Source organism: Streptomyces cupreus (assembly GCF_014257025.1).
Classification (GTDB): domain Bacteria; phylum Actinomycetota; class Actinomycetes; order Streptomycetales; family Streptomycetaceae; genus Streptomyces; species Streptomyces cupreus.
Window position 1 is genome coordinate 162,317 of record NZ_JACMSF010000004.1, and the last position, 16,227, is coordinate 178,543.

The following is a 16,227-nucleotide window of genomic DNA, read 5'->3' on the forward strand; positions in this document are numbered from 1 at the left end:
TAGATGATCCCCACCCAAATCAGCAAGATTAGGCATTAGGTGACATACCTGGGCTCATGCGCAACAGGGCAGCTCGCACCAGCGCTCGGTACGGCGGCATCATCCATAGATACAGGTAGGGCTCACGAGGCTCGTGCCCCAGAGCCTCACACGGCAGACGGGTCGACCAACGCCGGATCGGCACCCGCGGCGCTCCCCGCGCTGAGGGGGAGCCGGCGCTTCCCAAGCGGGCGAGCCATTTCGCCTGTTAGGGCCTGGGTGCTTCCAATTGCGGCGGTGATATCACCTCAGGAATAGGGAGTCAGGCCGCCTGCGGTCCATGGTGGTCGTCCGCCACCTGCTGGGCTGCTGTCGGATTGCTTGGGTACCCGTGGACGCGCCCGGCGAAGTCGGTGAGCGATCCGTTCAGTTATGGAAGATCGCGTCGATGCCCTAGCGCTCCCGCCCCGCGAGAGGTCACAGCCATGCCCCGGTTGCCCGGAGATTCACCCTATGCGTTCACCGTCCTGTCCTCGGTCGCCGCAGTGCCAGCCGCGCGAGAACGTGTTGTCAACCGTGCCCAGCGGCTTGGGCTGGCCTTGGATGCGGAACTGACCAACGACTTGCGGTTGCTCACCGGAGAAGTAGTCGCGAACTCGGTCACGCACACGCAGGCCGCGTGCGTGGTGTCCGTGCAGTGGACCGGAGAGCGGCTGCGGGTGGAAGTCACCGACGTTGACCCCACCTTGGTGCGTCCGTCCCAAGCCGAGGCGATGGACGAAAGCGGGCGAGGTCTCTTCCTCGTTGACGCATTGGCAACCGAGTGGGGCTCACAGCCTTGTACGGCGGGGAAGAAAACATGGTTCGAATTGGCAGTCCCCCCTTCCTCAGAGGGCACCGTAGCCGTGACCGCCTCACATGCTGACGCCGCTGCAGAGGAGCCCGTGCCAATTATCTGTGCACCTGCGCAAATCGAACATCAAGCGGCCTGAGCTGCTCGCGCCCGGCCGCCATCCCCCCCTTGCGAGCCGCTGTTGGCACGCCTGCGGCCTAACGAGCGGACACGTCTCGTCGCCTTTCGGGGTTTCCACCTGGCTGGCGCCGCCATCCCCATCACTGAACGGGTCCCACCTTGATCAGGTCTGCTTCCAGCCCTGCTCACGCCTCTCACTCAAGGTGCACCTGCTGAGCCGGCCAACCGTGTGGGATGTCTTCGGCGATATTCGGTGTCGCTGCGAGAGCTCTCGTCCTAACCTCTCCACTAACGCGATGACGGAGACAAGTAGCCCGGGTCCACGCGAGCCGAGAGAGCTGTCGGTAGCTGGGAAGGCAGCCTCGCGCCCTGCGGCGAATCCGCTCCCGAGTGCGGGGAGGAACGGCCTAAGCGAAGGCCCAATGCCCTGCCGGATGACCCCCGTGACCGGGTCGTGAACGAGGCCACCACCCTGTGGTGGCGAAGGCGCGGTGGCACCGCGAGTCGCCCCTTCTCGCCCGCGCTCCCAAGGGATCACGTCGTAACGACTGATCGAACGGAGCATCGGCACGATGATCGATGTCATTCTGATCCGCGACAATCCGGCCCACGTCCAGCAGGCACTGGCCAAGCGGGACGTCCACGTCGACCTCGATGGGTTTCTGCGGCTGGACGACGGCTACCGGCATACGCGAGCTGAGGCAGAGCGCCTCCGCGGGGAGCGGAAGAGGATCTCGGGCGAGATCGCGAAGCGGCAACGGGCAGGCGAGGACGCGGCAGACCTGCGCTCGGAGGCGACGGCCGTCGGCGACAATCTGACCGCCGCCGAGACGAAGCTGGCCGAACTGGAACAAGCGCGTCGAGCCTTCCTTGATCCGTTGCCGAACCTGCCCGACGCGGAGGTGCCGGCCGGGGGCAAGGAGAACAACGAGGTCGTCCGCGAAGTCGGCCGGCGCCCGGAGTTCGGCTTCGCACCGAAGGACCACGTGGATCTCGCTCGGCACCTCGGCCTGGTCGACTACGAACGGGGAACGAAGCTCGGCGGCAGCGGATTCTGGCTCTACCGGGGAAACGGCGCGCTCCTTGAGTGGGCGCTATTGAACTACTTCGTCGAGGCCCACGTGCGGGATGGCTACGAGTTCGTGCTGCCGCCGCACGTGCTGACCTTCGCAGCCGGGTACACGGCGGGCCAGTTCCCGAAGTTCGCCGACGAGGTCTTCGCCCTGGAGGGGGGCGAGCAAGGCCCGGCACGGTTCCTGCTGCCGACCGCGGAGACGGCGCTGGTCAACCTGCACCGGGACGAGACGCTGCCCGAGGCCGAGCTGCCGATGCGGTACGTCGCCTACACGCCGTGCTATCGCAAGGAGGCCGGCGGCTACCGCACGGCCGAGCGGGGGACCCTGCGCGGGCACCAGTTCAACAAGGTCGAACTGTTCCAGTTCACCCACCCCAACGCTTCGGACGCCGCGCATGAAGAACTCCTCGGTAAGGCCTAGGCGTTGGTGCAGGAGTTGGATCTGCACTATCGGATCACACGGCTCGCGGCCGGGGACACGAGCCCGGCAATGGCCAAGACCTACGACGTCGAGGTGTGGCTGCCCAGTGTCGGGGCCTACGTCGAGGTCAGCTCGGTGTCGAACGCCCGCGACTACCAGGCGAGGCGCGGCAACATCCGCTACCGGCCCCGGCAGGGCAAGTCGGCGTACGTGCACACGCTGAACGCCTCAGGTCTGGCCACCAGCCGTCTGGTGCCCGCGCTGCTGGAACAGCACCAGCAGACCGACGGCACCGTGGCGGTCCCGGACGTCCTGCGGAAATGGATTCCGAGCGGTGTCCTGGCAGCACCGGTGCTGGCCTGACGCTGAGCGGGCTGTGCGTCGAGCACCGAACGGATGTCCCGCGGGTCAGAATGCCCAGCCACGCCGGTCGGCCAGCCATCGCAGGGTGACCTCTCCGCACCACGTCTGGTGCTGGCGAATGTGCGGGGACCACTCTGTTGGGGGCTGTCCGCCAGAGGTCAGGAAGAAACCCGAGAGTGCGGCCAGCGCCGCATCAAGTTGTTCGTCGGCGACTCCACGGGCGGTGGGGTGCTGGATGAAGAGAGACGTGGCATCGTGGCCGTCGGCGAAGGCGGTGGCTAGGAGCAGCACCAGGTCGAACCAGCTCGCCCCCAGGCATGGCCAGTTCCAGTCACAGATCCACGCGGTGCCGTATGTGTCGATCAGCACGTTGTCCTGGCGCAGGTCGTGGTGGAGGACGGCATTTCCTGCGACGGCCTCCCGCCATCCGCTCTCCAAGCCGGCCAGCCCGTCTAGGAGGTCGAGTGGCATCCAAGAGGGGAGGACGTTCGTGGGTGTGGCGCCACGGGCAACGTTGCGCCAGTCGGCGAAGTCCCCACCTGCGCCCACTGGCTTGAGGCCGATGTGCTGGAGTCGTGCGGGTGGGGTGGCGAGTGCCTCTGCAGTGATCGTGTAGGCGTCGAGGACGGCCGTGAGCTCGTCGGGTTTCCATGGCGTGGCCGGCAAGCCGCCGCCGTCGACGGCATCGATGCCGAGGACGACCCATCCGTCGTGCTCCTCAATCCACTGCAGGCGTGGTGCCGGAATCTGTGCGGGGAGCGCCTGGTTGATCAACGCTTCCCGGCGGTAGCAGTCGGCGACCACCGCATTGTCCGTGCTGTTGACCGCTTTGATGAACTGAGGTCCGGACGTGCCACGGAGTACTGCGGCGAAGCCGCTGGTGAATCCGCTCCCGCTGCTGAGCGCGGCCTGTACCTCGCCCCCGAGATGCTGTGCGATGAGTTGGCGAACGTCCTGGGGAAGGTCCTGCCAGTGTGGGCGTACCGCCGTGGAGTCGTACCGAAGGCGGGGGGTGATGATGTGAGGCATGCCGTCAGGATGAGGGAACCGCATTCTCCGGCGCCACGCAGTTGTCGCGTGGACGAGTGCCGTTCCATGCGCTCACTGAGCCGTGTGGGCTGCGTCGGGACGGGGAGCGTCCTGGTCGCTGCTGCCACCGCCTGATCCTCTGTCCCTCGCTCTGATGATCATCGGTGGGCCGCACCCGCTCGCGAGCCGGCCAGCTGGCACTATCACGAACTGCAGGCGGGATGAGGCTTGTTCCAACCGGTGGCGGCCACCACCTCCCGCGCGATGTCCACGACAGGTCGTCCGTCCGTCACCACCCGCACGGTATCTGCGACGGCCCGCAGGTCCAGGAGCCGCAGCGCCTTGCCGACGCTCTGATGGGCTCGTCGTCGCCGCTTTCGGTGTCGGCCACGTTCCTCAGCGACTCGTCGAGAGCCTCGAACGGCTCGCCGCACGGATCCCCGCGGTCCTCTCATCGCGCATCGGGAATGGCCCTGTCTTGACCAGGACGTACGGCTTTCCTGGATCCGAGAAGGATCTGATCAGCCGTGGCCTCATCCCAGCTGGCAATCTTGGCCCCTACCAAGCACGCCTCCTACTCCATGGGCTGCTGGCACAAGACGCGGACCGCGAGATGCTCACGGAGAAATTCTCCCTCTTCGCACGCTGACCTGCGCACCTCAGCCCGTCCGAGGGGGCCAACGGTGCCATTCCCGAGGATCAGGAGGACCAAGGCACCAGAGGTCCAGCAGTTCGGCAGCCGACCTTTTAGGGGATCACCACTGATCGGGTGACTCGATACCGAGCAGGCCAAGTCCCAGTTCGTTGCGGCAGATGCGATTACTCGCCACCGCAGGCTGACGACAAGATCACGAGCTGAAGTGGAGCATCAGGAGACTGTCCGCAGAGGTGGGCCTGGAGCGGCAGCTACGGGGCGGAGCATCGGCCCCGTGATGTCGACGGGTGCGTTCAAGCCGTCTAGGAGCACGACGATCCGGTCGATGTTGGTGAGGCGTCGCTGCCCAGATTCCAGCATCGACAGAAAAGCCTGGCTCAGCCCCGTGAGGAGGGCCATGTCCTCCTGGCGGAGGTGGCCGTACTCTCGCACGAGTTGGCACAGCCTGCCGAAGTCCTTGTGCAACAGGGCGTCTCTGACGTCCTGGCGAGCCCATACATGGGATGGAACGGGGCTCGCAGGCTGTACGGCTGTCCCACTCCGAGCGCAGCCGGAACAGATGTCTTCCCTGTTGTACCGACTGAGGCGACATCGGCAGAGGCTGCAGAGCCGGGTGCGGCTGGTTGGCGCGGGGGTGCTTCTTGCGGTGCTCACGGCAATGCGCTCCATGCCCGACGGCGTCGGAACGGCATCAGACGAGCGTCGAGATGAGTAGTCGTTGCCGCCCATCGCATCCGTACCTGCGTTCGGGCAGCTCTTGGATGCGTCGCCCCAGGTCGTTGCGCCGGGGAGCGCCGCACCCAATCCCTGATCGGGCATCCGGTTCCTCCGTTAGCCGGTGATGCCCTCAGACTGGCGCCAGTCAGGACGAAGAGCCCGGACAGACTGTCCGGGTCCAATTCTTCTTATTTTTAGGCCTTGTTGATGGTTCGTCAGGAGACTGCCACGTTGGCCTCGCCTAGTACGGCTTCCCACGGGTACCGGCGCCCCGGCATTCCAGCCCGTGGCTCGGCGAGCGGCCATACCTCGTCTCCGTAGATCAACCGCACCCCTGAATCGTGAAGGGCTTTGATGTGCCCTTCCCATGCGGGGTGGCGAGCGTGCGCGGCATTGACCCGGGGCCAGACGACTACCGGGAGGTCCAGTGTTCCGATGGCTTCGTTGACCTGTGTCAACGCCTGGTTGTCTGAGATCCCCAGGGCGAGCTTGGCGACGGTGTTGGCACTTGCCGGGGCCACGACGTAGCAGTCCACCGGCGGATGCGGCCGGGAGTCACCGGGCAGACGTGATTCGGACCGTACGGGAAGGCCGGTCAGCCCCTCGATCTCCGCCATTTCCCCGCTCGTGCGGAGCCACTGACCTGCGGTCGGTGTGAGCGTGACCGCAACCGTCCAGCCCCGCTCGAGCGCCGGGACCACGAGCCTTGTGCGCAGTTCCTCAATCCCGCCGGCGCTCGATCCGATGACGCCCAATACCTTGCCCTGCATCGAAGTCACTGCACCGCCCTGCATCGTTGGGCCATGGCCAGCAGCCCGGACGAGTGGCTGCCGCCCGTGACCGGGGACTGCTTCCTCAGGTCGCGAAGGGTCTCGCGTACACGTGGATTGTTCCGCACGAGCTGGGGCGAGGTGCGTTCGGCCTCCTCCAGTTCCCTGAAGGACTCGTCGACGCGACCCTTGAGACAGAGGCCGCGGGCATAGTCGATGCGATGAGACACGGCGCGTTCCGCCGGCATGTGGGAGACGTCGATGCCGCCATGCTCGACGACGTACGGGATGTTCTCCAGGTCAAGCTCGATCGACAGGCGGTGTAGCTCGACGTTCGTCGGACCGAAGCACGTTTGCCAGTGGTTCTCGTCGGAACCGAGCCGGTCAGCGAGGCGCTTCGCCTTCTCCATCAGAGAGTTGGTGGTGTGCCGATCCTGGTGCCGTGCAGCGGCCACAGCGGCTCGCAGATGAATCATGCCAAGCAGGCTCAAGGCGGCCGGGTCGTCGTCGCGAACCTGACTGGCGAGCCAGGCCGCCGCGGTATCGCCCAGTTCGAGAGCGTCCTCGTATCGTCCGTTGGCCAGCAGTGCGTGCGTACCGGAGCGGGCGGCGGAGACGAGCGACAACGGGTCCTCGGATTCGTCGGCGGCCCGCATGGCGCGCTCGGCCGCGAGCCACGACAAGTCGGACTCGCCCACCTTGGCGAGGGTGGTTGCCGCCAGGTGATGCGTGCGGGCCGAGACAGCGAGGCCGCATCGCCGCTGATCGCCAGGCGGAAGGTCTTCCAGCTCCTGGGCCGCCCTCAGCAGACCGGGCAGGGCGGCAATGACGTCGCCAAGAAGGCCAGCCTGATAGTCACCCCAGCTGCGCTCGACGAAGACCTGCACCTGCTCCGGCCTCGGCAACTGCCGCTCCGCCGTGGGACCGAACAGCTGCTTGGAGAGCCGTCGAGGGCTCATCAGCGCATCCCGGACTGCTGGAACGTCGTCCATGTGCTTTTCCTCGTCCTCCAAGAGGACGGGCTGCCCCATCAAGTCGCCGAGCGGGACACGCAGTACGCGAGCGAGCTCAGCGAGCTTGTCGATTCTCGGCGGCTTTCGTACTCCTCGCTCAATCTTCGACAGCCAGTCGGTGCTGTGCCCGACGAGGCCGGCGAGGACGGGCTGCGTGTAGCCCCGGCGCTCGCGGTAGAACGCGATCCGCTCTCCTATGCTGAGGTGATCACCAAGACCACGCATGCGCGCTGCCTCCCCAACTTTGGTCCGTCATTCACGGTAGCGGCCGAGCAGGCCGCTAGATCAGGCAGCGATTCAGGCTGCAGTGCCATGTTCAACATCCGCTCGCAGGCCTATAACAGGCCGGACACTTTGTCCGGCTACACCCACGAGTCCAAGAGGTGCCAGAGCTTTGCATGTCCGCCACCCTGCCTTCGCCTCGACGCCCCGGGGATTACTTGCGCGGTAGCGCAACGCAATGGAGTCTCCGAGCCGCAGGATCGTGAAGAGGCCCCCAGCGAACTCGTTGGGCACTCCGCCGCACAACAGCTCCTTGCCCTCAGCCAGAAGGCATCGCAAGATCTCTCGGTAGAGTTGAACAATGTGATCGTCCACAGTGACCCGAGCGCCCGCTGGGAATCGGTAGGCTGCCTGTGTGTCTGATGCCTCCACACGCGTGCGTTTCGCCCCATCTCCGACTGGAATGTTCCATGTTGGCGGGGCTCGGTCGGCTCTCTACAACTGGGCCGTCGCACGACAGTCTGGGGGCAAGTTCGTCCTGCGTATCGAGGACACCGACGCGGCCCGCAACAAGCCCGAGTGGATCGACGGCATCATCAGCGCCCTCGCGTCCATCGGGATCTCCAAGGACGATCCCACGTTCGAGGGCCCCTACTTCCAGTCAAAGAACGCCGACCGGCACCGCGAGGCCGCCCAGAAGCTCTACGCGCAAGGCCGCGCGTACTACTGCGACTGCACCCGTGAGCAGGTTCAGGAGCGGACCGGTTCGCAGCACCTCGGCTACGACGGTTTCTGCCGGGACCGGGGCCTCGAGTACCTGGAGGGCCGGGCTCTGCGGTTCCGTACGCCCACCCAGGGCGAGACGGTGGTCGTGGACCTGGTCCGCGGTGAGCCGTCCTTCCCGAACTCGGCGATCGAGGACTTCGTCATCGCCCGCGGCGACGGCTCTCCGGTCTTCCTGATCGCCAACGTCGTCGACGACCTTGACGAGGGGATCACCCTGGTCATCCGTGGCGACGAGCACCTGTCGAACACGCCGAAGCAGCAGCTGCTGTGGGAGGCGCTCGGCGCGAAGCCCCCGGTGTGGGCGCACCTGCCGGTGATCGTGAACGAGAAGCGGCAGAAGCTGTCCAAGCGCCGCGACAAGGTCGCTCTTGAGGACTACCTCGCCGAGGGCTACCTGCCGGAGGCAATGACCAACTATCTGATGCTGCTCGGTTGGGGCCCCGGCGACGACGTTGAGCTCCGCCCGTACGAGGAGCTGGAGCAGAAGTTCCGCGTCGAGGACGTGAACACCTCCCCGGCCTTCTTCGACATCAAGAAGCTGACCGCGTTCAACGGCGAGTACATCCGCGCGCTGCCGGTGGGGAAGTTCATCGAAGCCTGTGAGCTGTGGCTGCTGGCCCCGTACGCCATCTGGGCGCCCGAGGACTTCGACCAGGTGGCCTGGGAGGCGATCGCCCCGCATGCCCAGACCCGCGTGGCCGTCCTGTCGGACATCACGGCCAACGTCGACTTCCTGTTCCTGAAGGAACCGGTGGAGGACGAGGCCTCCTGGACCAAAGCAATGAAGGGCGACCCTGCGGCCCTCCTGGCCACGGCCCGCGCCAAGCTGGAGACGGCCGACTGGACCAGCCCCGAGTCTCTCAAGGAGGCGGTCCTGGCCGCCGGCGAGGAGCACAGCCTGAAGTTGGGCAAGGCCCAGGCGCCGGTGCGTGTCGCCGTCACGGGCCGCACGGTCGGCTTGCCCCTCTTCGAGTCCCTGGAGGTCCTCGGCAAGGACCGCACGCTGGCGCGAATCGACGCGGCCCTGGCGAAGCTCGCTGGCTGACCACTTCGCGATCAAGGTCCCGTCGCCCGTGTGGGGAGGCGGGCCCGACGACGCGGAAGTATGTCGTGACAAAGCGGGCCAGCGCCTCATGCACGATCTTCGATCCCTCCGATGCTGCGGGAATTGCACGCTCTATGGGAGATCTTGTAACCGTACCGGTGCTGCTGGGACGGCATCTGCGCGTGGACCGCAAGAGTTATTTGGTTGCTCGGGAATACGCTGCCTGATGCACTGAACGGCATGGCGTCCATCACTGGCGAGATGAGGACCACGTTCGGTCAGCAGGGATTCATAGTGATTCCCGACGTGCTCCGCGGCGAACAGATCGACACAGGCCGCAGGGTGGTCGCTGCCATGCTGGAGCGGCAGCCCCCCGCCGACGACCACGTCGGACCGTATTTCCTGTGGCCGTCCTTCCCCTCAACCGGCCATCCGCTGCTCGACTTCTATCGGGAGACGGGCATCGGGGAGCTCGCCACCCAGCTACTGCGTACCGATCTGGCCACGCAGGACCCCGTTTTCGCACAGGTGGCCACAACGATCCCGCCCTGGCCGCATCGGCCGGGTGGGCCGCACGTCGATGGCCTGACGCCAGGGGAAGCGGACGGACGTCCTGGGACGTTCTCGCTGCTGGCTGGCGTATGGCTCACCGATCATGACCGGCGGCATCGGGGGAACCTGTGGGTCTGGCCGGGCACCCACCTGCGGTTCGGGCAATACCTCGCCGAACGCGGCGCAGACGCCCTGGCTTCCGTCGAGGACATGAATCCGGGGCCCTATCCAAAGATCGAGCTCGGAGAGCCGAGACAAGCCGTCGGCAGTGCGGGCAGTGTGCTGTTCGCGCACTACCTGCTCGCCCACAACATCGGTGACCACGACGGTGCGGCTGACGAGGAGCGGCGCGAGACGGTGTACTACCGGCTCCATGCGAGCGGCCACCGTGATCGGTGGCGCGAGGCCGTCACTGATCCGCTCGCCGAATTCCGCTGATAGGGAACGACATGAGGAGCCGGGTCTGTGCATAGTATCGACCGACCAGGGCCGGTCGGCCATACCCACCAAGTCCGGCAGCAACCGCGATGAAGCCCTGTCCCTCAGCTACGGGGGGAGCCGAGGGACAGGGCGGCTCTTCACCAGGCCAGCCGCGAAAGGCCATGGCGAGGCAGGTAGTCGCGCGCTGGCTACGCGATGGTGAGCACAGGAGTGCCTGTCGTTTCCCAACTCTGCATTAGCAGAAGGGGACTTGGCACATCACGCGTGTGATAATGCTGTCGGTGGCAGCTGGCTACCTTCTCTTTATCGTGGCGGAGGTTCAGGCGGGTTGAGGGTCTGCCTTCCTGAGGGGAAGATCCCCGTAACTCTCACCCCAGCGACCTTCGCACCGCGTCGACCAGCGACGTTGCACGCACATCGTCGGGGCCCCCGATGATGTGGTTCATCGCGTAGCCGAACGCGATCCCGTGCTCCGGGTCGGCGAAGCCGAGTGAGCCCCCACGACCGGTGTGGCCGAAAGCATTGGGCCCGGTCATGGGGTTGGTCTCGGTCGACAGCATGTATCCGGAGCTGAACCGGCTCGGCGCCACCATCACCTGGTCCGCACCGCTTGCCTGCTCCTTGGTCGCCGATGCGAGGGTCTCCGGAGTGAGCAGGCGTACGCCGTCCACCTCGCCGATCAGGGCGGCGTACATGCGCGCTAGTCCGCGCGCGGTGCCGATGCCGTTGGAGGCCGGGAGTTCCGCAGCCTGGACCTCGAGCGAGTTGAAGTCGATCTCGGCCGGATCGGTGACCGCGAACGCCCTGTTGCTAAACGAGTTCGGGTCGCGCCACGCCGCGACCAGTTCGCGGAGTTCCTCGGGGATCGACTCCGGAGGCACGGTGGTGAAATCGACATCGGGCTGCTGATACACCATCCGGCTGACCCGGGCGCGTTCACTCGCTGGCAACCCGATGAAGAAGTCCAGTCCCAGAGGGCCGGCGATCTCGTCGGCGAAGAAACGGCCCGGCGTGCGGCCGGACACCCGGCGAATCACCTCGCCGACCAACCAGCCGAAGGTCCTGCCGTGATATCCGTGAGCGGTACCTGGAGTCCACACGGGACGTTGAGCGGCCAATGCGGCCGCCATCGGCTGCCAGGCCAGCGCCTCGGCCAGCGGAACCGGTTGGTCCAGCGCGACCAAGCCGGCCTGGTGGGAGAGCAGCCAGCGCACCGGGATCTCCGCCTTGCCGTTTGCGGCGAACTCCGGCCAGTACTTGGCCACCGGCGCGTCCAGGTCCAGCGCTCCGCGCTGGGCCAGCAGGTGCGCCGCGGTGGCGGTCGCCCCCTTGGTCGCCGAGTAAACCAACTGCAGCGTGTCCCGTTCCCACGGACGACCGGTGTCGGGGTCGGCTATCCCACCCCACAGGTCCACCACCGGCCGGCCATCCCGGTACACGCACACTGCCGCGCCGACGTCCCCGTGCTGATCGAAGTTCGCCGCGAACGCCTCACCCACCGGCTCGAACCCGTCCGCGACCTCACCGTTGATCGTCGTCATGCCGACCATCCTGGCATTTCGGCCGCTCGCACGGAGGGTGGTCCCTCTCGGTGCGCCCAACCTCATCTCGATCAGGATGCGACGGGCAGCGCCTGAAGGCGTTCACGGAACTCGCGGACGGCCGGAACTGACTTGTGCGGTTCAAGCCGCGCAGAGAACTCCTTCAAGCGGTCCAGGGCCCGCACGGAACTGACCTTGCCTTCGAGGAGCTCAGCACCGTAGTTGGCGGCGTCGAGCGCGCCGTCCAAGTCGTTACCGGCGAGCCTGGCCTCAGCCAGGCGGCTGGACCGTACGGCCTTGTCCCGGGGCGCGGCCTTCTTGACGGAGGCCGCCAGCGAACTCGTCGCGCGCTCCACCTGGCCCGAGCGCAACAGGACCTTGCCCTCAGTCGACTTCAACTGCGCCTCGCCGAACCAGTCGAGCCAGTCCGGGTTTTCCTCCACCGTGTGGCGCTCCCAGAGAGAAGCGGCGCGGTTCAGCGCCGTACCAGCCCTCCAGTGGTCGCCGTCGCGGGACAGCGCCTCGGCCTTGTGCAGGTAGAGAAAGGACTGGGTGTAGCGCGACAGCGTTCGAGGAGCGTTGTCGATGGCGGTCGAGATGAGGTCGACTCGCTCGGCGGTCCGTCCGGCCTCGGAGACGTGGACCCCCATCTCCGCCAGGACGAAGGCCCCGAAGGCGTCGTCTCCAGCCGTCCGGGCGCTGCGCAGGGCCCCGACGTAGTACCGCTGCCCTGCCGATCGCAGCCCCGCATCGTAGGCCATCCAACCAGTCAGGTGCGACACCCGGGCCGCCAGCGCGTACAGGCGGATGCGGATCTTGTCCGTATAGCGGCCGGCGTCCAGGAGACCGGTGATCAGGGCGAGATCGCCGCGTGCCTGCTCCAGGAGTCGGGCGCCTCCGAGCTGGTCGTCGAGTGTGCGGAGTGTGCTGATGCGCTGCTCGATCGTCGAGACCATCGTGTCGGTGACGCGATCTCCGTTGAGTGCGGAGGCGAAGGCGGAGGGCGCCTCAGCCCAGCTCGCTGCGAGCCCCGTCAGGGCCGCGCCTGTGATGGTGAGAAACCCCCGACGGTCCATGCGGCCACTCCCAACCAGATCAGCCAGAGCCTCGACGGTACCGGCCTCGGTCCAGGGGGCAGTGAGCCCAGTAACTTCCCACACGGGGAGCCACCGCGGCCATCCTTCGGCCTGAACCTGTTCGTACGGAACGCGCAGCAGGTCGGCGAGGACGCGCTGAGCATCGGCGTCCGGCTCCTGGCCTTGCTCCCACTTCCAAACGGTCGTGCGATTGGTCGCCAGGGGGATACCCAGTTCCTTCCCCCGCGCCTGCATGAGCCTGGCTAGCTCGGCCTTCCCCCATCCGCTCGACTGACGGACGAAGGTCAGTGGGTGCACTGCTAACGACTCACCAGTCATGCCAGGCCTCCCGTCATCCCTGCTCGATGATGGGAGACTACCCACGCTGACGTGCACATGAGGGCCATCAGCGTCGAGAGAAACCCCCTAGAAACCTTCCCGCCTGGTCACCAGATGGCTTCACTGATTCACCAGGCTGTTCAGCACCCCGCCGGCCAGAGAGCCCGGTTCTGCACGAGATCACCGATCTACTGATGGAGCCTCGCCATGCCCTATCCGGCGACGAGCACCCCCTCGTCGACGAGTCGGTCCCCGATCACCACACACCCAGTGGGCGAGGTACTACTTGGCGCTTCCAACCGGCGGGGTTCATGGACAGAACGCGTCAGCAACTCCGACGAGACGCGAGACGGCCGCCGGTGCCAGCAGTGCGAATGCGTCCTTAGTCGATATAACGAGGAGCCATATTGCAGCGCCTGTTCACGCAGGAGGCGGCATCTGTCTGAGCCAGCTCCAAGCGTGCCTACCGAGGTATGGGCCCGTACAGACATTCAGGAAGCACTGCTCGCTCGCGACTTCGGCAGACTATGTCAACTGGTGCGTGTCGCCAGCAACTTACGGCAGAGTGACATGACTGTACTCACAGGGCTGAGCCAGGCCTTCTTGTCCATGCTCGAGTCAGGCGCACGCCGGTTGACGAACATAGACAAAATCGTCGAGCTCCTTGCAGGACTCGGTGCTCCAGCGGAACTCACCGGTCCTATGCTCCGAATGCCGAACTGGATGCGCGATGAGTCCGACGAATCGCCTGGCATGCACGAGTGACTCCATGACACAAGGGTGAACCTGCCCAAGAACGAGACGCTGGCCCAGGTCGGTGCCGAATTCGGCGTCCCTCCATTTCCATGGTCCTGGCATATCGGGGAGCCGGGCCACGGCCCGCCCTGAGAGCACTGGGCGAACGGGGCTTGGCTTGCCAGAGCAATGGCGGATTTCCGGGCACGTTGCAGCACGAACCGAATCGGCTCGCTGAGTCGCAACTGAAACGGTTTATCTGCCGAGCCAGTCCTACAACGGCGAATGTCCCAATGACCCCGAGGGTTCGCCATGGGGTGGAGTGGGGTGCGCTGAGGTCCGCAGCATGGGGCCAGTGAGCTCGATCGGCACGTCAAGGCCATCGAGCATCATGATGATCTTGTCGATATTGGTGAGCCGCCGTACGCCTGATTCCAGCATCGACAGAAACGACTGACCGAGCCCGGTCAACGTGGCCAGGTCTTCTTGTCGTAGCCCTCCAAGGCGGCGGACCAGCACACAGAAGGTCCCAAAGTCCCGCATGGCGAGCGCCTGTTGAACCTCGGCATCAGACCAAACGTGCGCCAGCGTCGGCGGCTCTTGTGTCCGGCGGATGCACGCGGCGCAGGACGTCTCATCGTTGTAGCGGCTGAGGTGGCATCCACATCCTTTGCACCGGCGTGTCTGTCGCGGGCGAGGTGCCTCGAAGGTAGTTACAGCCGATACGGACACATCTCCTCCGGTTAGTGGGCACTCATTCGCGGCCAGTCGCTGGGACGACTGGTGGGGCTATGGCGAGTGCAGGACCATGACATCGGCGACTGGGTAGCTGAGGCATCAGGGGCTCGCCGAAGATACGGAGGCTCCGACGGCGGCGACGCAGCAGTTGAGTTCGGTGGCCTGGCCGCGCCGCAGTGCGCACACGGAAGCACCGTCCGAGTACGAGTTGGAAACCCCAGAGGGCAACGCCATGCGGACCACTGCCCTGCGCTGAGTGCTCGTCAAGTTCATGACTAGAAGCCTCAGGTAGGAGACGATGACCATGCGAGGGCCTGCTCGGGACCCCTGGCGGACCGTATGCGGACCAGAACGGGACCAGGGCCGGCAGCTCTCGGAAAGCGCGGGAACCTGAAGATGCAGACCACGTAGCAGGGGGCGACGCAATGGCTGGCAACGCCGGCAAGAGCGGCCAGGATCCACGAACGATGCTTGAGTTATTGCTCTCGCAGCAGCCCAAGACGTACGAGGAGATCGCCCGCGACTTCGGGGTGCTAGCCCGCAAGATGGGCGAGGACGCGACGCTGACTGCTCGGCATCTTCGGCGTCTTGCCTCCGGTCAGCGGTCCGGGGTCAACCCCGTTACCCGCCGTGTTCTGCAGATGATGTTCGGCAAACCGCTTGAGGAGCTGCTCAGCCCGTGGGATGGGTCGCTCGTGGCGGGGAGCACGCCTTCGGGTTTGGTCATTGCGACTGGCCATCCCACCGCAGACAAGGAGCTGATCAACGTGGCTGCACAGCGGGCCCGACGCTTCGCCCTGACGACGGGGCAGACCGACCTCACTCCCGAGGCCATGGAACAGGTCCACGCGGACGTTCAACGCCTCGCCATGGAATATCCGCAGCGACCTCTCTCTGAGCTGCTGCCCGACATGATCGAGACGCAGGACACCATTTACACCTTGCTCGAGCGCCAGCGGCGCCCTGGGCAAGCGCGCCAGCTTTACCTTCTGGCAGGAGTGACCGGAGGCATGTTGGCCAAAGCTAGCCACGATCTGGCTGATCCGCACGCCGCGCTGACGCAGGCCCGTACGGCGTTCATGTGCGCGGACCAGGCTGATCACAATGGTTTGCGGGCGTGGATCCGCGGCGTGCAGTCCCTGGTGGCGTACTGGGCCGGCCGTACTCGAGAGGCCGTGCAGTACGCGCAATCTGGTGCGGAGTTCGCCGCTCTGGCGGGCAGTACGGCCAAGGTGTGGCTGCCGATGAACGAGGCCCGTGCCTGGGCGGCACTCGGCAACGTCGACAAGTCCCGCGTAGCGATCCAGCGAGCCGAGGATGCCTGGGCGTCCGTCCAAGAGGACGAGGTGGACGAACTGGGCGGTCTGTGCACGTTCGGCCGGGTGCGCCAGATCTACTACGCGGCTGACGCCCTGACGTGGCTGCCGTCCGAGGCGGAAGCTGCGCAGGACTACGCCGAGCGGGCTGTGCTGGAGTATGAGGATGAGTCAACTCCGGAATGGGCGTTTGGCGACCAAGCTGGTAGCCGGGCCGGCTTGGCGATCGCCCGGATCCGGATGGGCGAGTTGGAGGGCGCGACGGAGGCCGTCCTCCCCGTCCTTGATCTCGCACCCGAGCAGCGCATCAACGGGATCGTTCACAGTGCGCAGCGAGTACACCGGGCTTTGCGGGACTCTCCGCTGGCCGAGGAAGGATCTGATCTGCAAGAGCAGATCGAGATGTTCACCCGTACACCGCTGAAGTCTCTGCCCCGTTGA

Annotated in this window: 12 protein-coding genes and 1 pseudogene; 6 read left to right on the top strand and 7 right to left on the bottom strand. The window is 65.9% G+C overall.

The window, feature by feature from the left end; translation table 11 throughout:
* The first annotated feature begins 464 nt into the window (after positions 1 to 464).
* Positions 465 to 971, top strand: coding sequence for an ATP-binding protein (locus H4N64_RS46695; RefSeq protein ID WP_186280935.1), 507 nt, complete (start codon positions 465 to 467; stop codon positions 969 to 971).
* 553 nt (positions 972 to 1,524) lie between these two features.
* A pseudogene (gene serS, locus H4N64_RS05375) lies at positions 1,525 to 2,811 on the top strand (serine--tRNA ligase).
* A 45-nt stretch (positions 2,812 to 2,856) separates the two neighbouring features.
* Here serS and H4N64_RS05380 read toward each other — a convergent pair.
* A complete protein-coding gene (locus H4N64_RS05380; protein WP_186280936.1) occupies positions 2,857 to 3,840 on the bottom strand; it encodes a phosphotransferase family protein in 984 nt (327 codons plus the stop codon).
* Positions 3,841 to 3,994: 154 nt separating this feature from the next.
* Between H4N64_RS05380 and H4N64_RS05385 the strand changes: the two genes are divergently transcribed.
* Positions 3,995 to 4,489, top strand: a complete 495-nt coding sequence (locus H4N64_RS05385; RefSeq protein ID WP_418896245.1) for an L-asparaginase family protein — start codon at positions 3,995 to 3,997, stop codon at positions 4,487 to 4,489.
* Between the two features lie 219 nt (positions 4,490 to 4,708).
* Here H4N64_RS05385 and H4N64_RS44830 read toward each other — a convergent pair whose 3' ends face one another.
* The 3 genes from H4N64_RS44830 to H4N64_RS05400 form a co-directional block, all read right to left on the bottom strand.
* Positions 4,709 to 5,314, bottom strand: coding sequence for a helix-turn-helix domain-containing protein (locus H4N64_RS44830; RefSeq protein ID WP_336246637.1), 606 nt, complete (start codon positions 5,312 to 5,314; stop codon positions 4,709 to 4,711).
* 113 nt (positions 5,315 to 5,427) lie between these two features.
* On the bottom strand, positions 5,428 to 5,982 hold the full coding sequence (locus H4N64_RS05395; protein ID WP_186280937.1) for a flavoprotein: 555 nt from the start codon (positions 5,980 to 5,982) through the stop codon (positions 5,428 to 5,430).
* Between the two features lie 5 nt (positions 5,983 to 5,987).
* Positions 5,988 to 7,220 (bottom strand): helix-turn-helix domain-containing protein, encoded by a 1,233-nt coding sequence (locus tag H4N64_RS05400; protein WP_186280938.1) that lies wholly within the window; start codon positions 7,218 to 7,220, stop codon positions 5,988 to 5,990.
* 460 nt (positions 7,221 to 7,680) lie between these two features.
* Between H4N64_RS05400 and gltX the strand changes: the two genes are divergently transcribed.
* A complete protein-coding gene (gene gltX / locus H4N64_RS05405; protein ID WP_222108568.1) occupies positions 7,681 to 9,048 on the top strand; it encodes a glutamate--tRNA ligase in 1,368 nt (455 codons plus the stop codon).
* A 240-nt stretch (positions 9,049 to 9,288) separates the two neighbouring features.
* Entirely contained in the window at positions 9,289 to 10,038 is a 750-nt protein-coding gene (locus tag H4N64_RS05410) for a phytanoyl-CoA dioxygenase family protein (RefSeq protein ID WP_186280940.1), read from the top strand.
* 371 nt (positions 10,039 to 10,409) lie between these two features.
* Here H4N64_RS05410 and H4N64_RS05415 read toward each other — a convergent pair whose 3' ends face one another.
* The 3 genes from H4N64_RS05415 to H4N64_RS05425 all read right to left on the bottom strand — a co-directional run bounded on the left by H4N64_RS05415 (position 10,410) and on the right by H4N64_RS05425 (position 14,275).
* A complete protein-coding gene (locus H4N64_RS05415) occupies positions 10,410 to 11,582 on the bottom strand; it encodes a serine hydrolase domain-containing protein (protein WP_186280941.1) in 1,173 nt (390 codons plus the stop codon).
* Positions 11,583 to 11,653: 71 nt separating this feature from the next.
* Positions 11,654 to 12,997 (bottom strand): transcriptional regulator, encoded by a 1,344-nt coding sequence (locus tag H4N64_RS05420; RefSeq protein ID WP_186280942.1) that lies wholly within the window; start codon positions 12,995 to 12,997, stop codon positions 11,654 to 11,656.
* 1,008 nt (positions 12,998 to 14,005) lie between these two features.
* Positions 14,006 to 14,275, bottom strand: coding sequence for a helix-turn-helix domain-containing protein (locus tag H4N64_RS05425; protein WP_186280943.1), 270 nt, complete (start codon positions 14,273 to 14,275; stop codon positions 14,006 to 14,008).
* A gap of 620 nt (positions 14,276 to 14,895) precedes the next feature.
* Between H4N64_RS05425 and H4N64_RS05430 the strand changes: the two genes are divergently transcribed.
* Positions 14,896 to 16,227 (top strand): hypothetical protein, encoded by a 1,332-nt coding sequence (locus H4N64_RS05430; RefSeq protein ID WP_222108569.1) that lies wholly within the window; start codon positions 14,896 to 14,898, stop codon positions 16,225 to 16,227.

Excerpts from the sequence above, each read along its gene's own strand:
- H4N64_RS05420 (WP_186280942.1), bottom strand. The coding sequence starts at position 12,997 with ATGACTGGTGAGTCGTTAGCAGTGCACCCACTGACCTTCGTCCGTCAG.
- H4N64_RS05410 (WP_186280940.1), top strand. The coding sequence starts at position 9,289 with ATGGCGTCCATCACTGGCGAGATGAGGACCACGTTCGGTCAGCAGGGA.
- H4N64_RS46695 (WP_186280935.1), top strand. The coding sequence starts at position 465 with ATGCCCCGGTTGCCCGGAGATTCACCCTATGCGTTCACCGTCCTGTCC.
- H4N64_RS05395 (WP_186280937.1), bottom strand. The coding sequence starts at position 5,982 with ATGCAGGGCAAGGTATTGGGCGTCATCGGATCGAGCGCCGGCGGGATT.
- H4N64_RS05430 (WP_222108569.1), top strand. The coding sequence starts at position 14,896 with ATGGCTGGCAACGCCGGCAAGAGCGGCCAGGATCCACGAACGATGCTT.
- gltX (WP_222108568.1), top strand. The coding sequence starts at position 7,681 with ATGTTCCATGTTGGCGGGGCTCGGTCGGCTCTCTACAACTGGGCCGTC.
- H4N64_RS05385 (WP_418896245.1), top strand. The coding sequence starts at position 3,995 with ATGATCATCGGTGGGCCGCACCCGCTCGCGAGCCGGCCAGCTGGCACT.
- H4N64_RS44830 (WP_336246637.1), bottom strand. The coding sequence starts at position 5,314 with ATGCCCGATCAGGGATTGGGTGCGGCGCTCCCCGGCGCAACGACCTGG.
- H4N64_RS05415 (WP_186280941.1), bottom strand. The coding sequence starts at position 11,582 with ATGACGACGATCAACGGTGAGGTCGCGGACGGGTTCGAGCCGGTGGGT.
- H4N64_RS05400 (WP_186280938.1), bottom strand. The coding sequence starts at position 7,220 with ATGCGTGGTCTTGGTGATCACCTCAGCATAGGAGAGCGGATCGCGTTC.
- H4N64_RS05425 (WP_186280943.1), bottom strand. The coding sequence starts at position 14,275 with ATGCGGGACTTTGGGACCTTCTGTGTGCTGGTCCGCCGCCTTGGAGGG.
- H4N64_RS05380 (WP_186280936.1), bottom strand. The coding sequence starts at position 3,840 with ATGCCTCACATCATCACCCCCCGCCTTCGGTACGACTCCACGGCGGTA.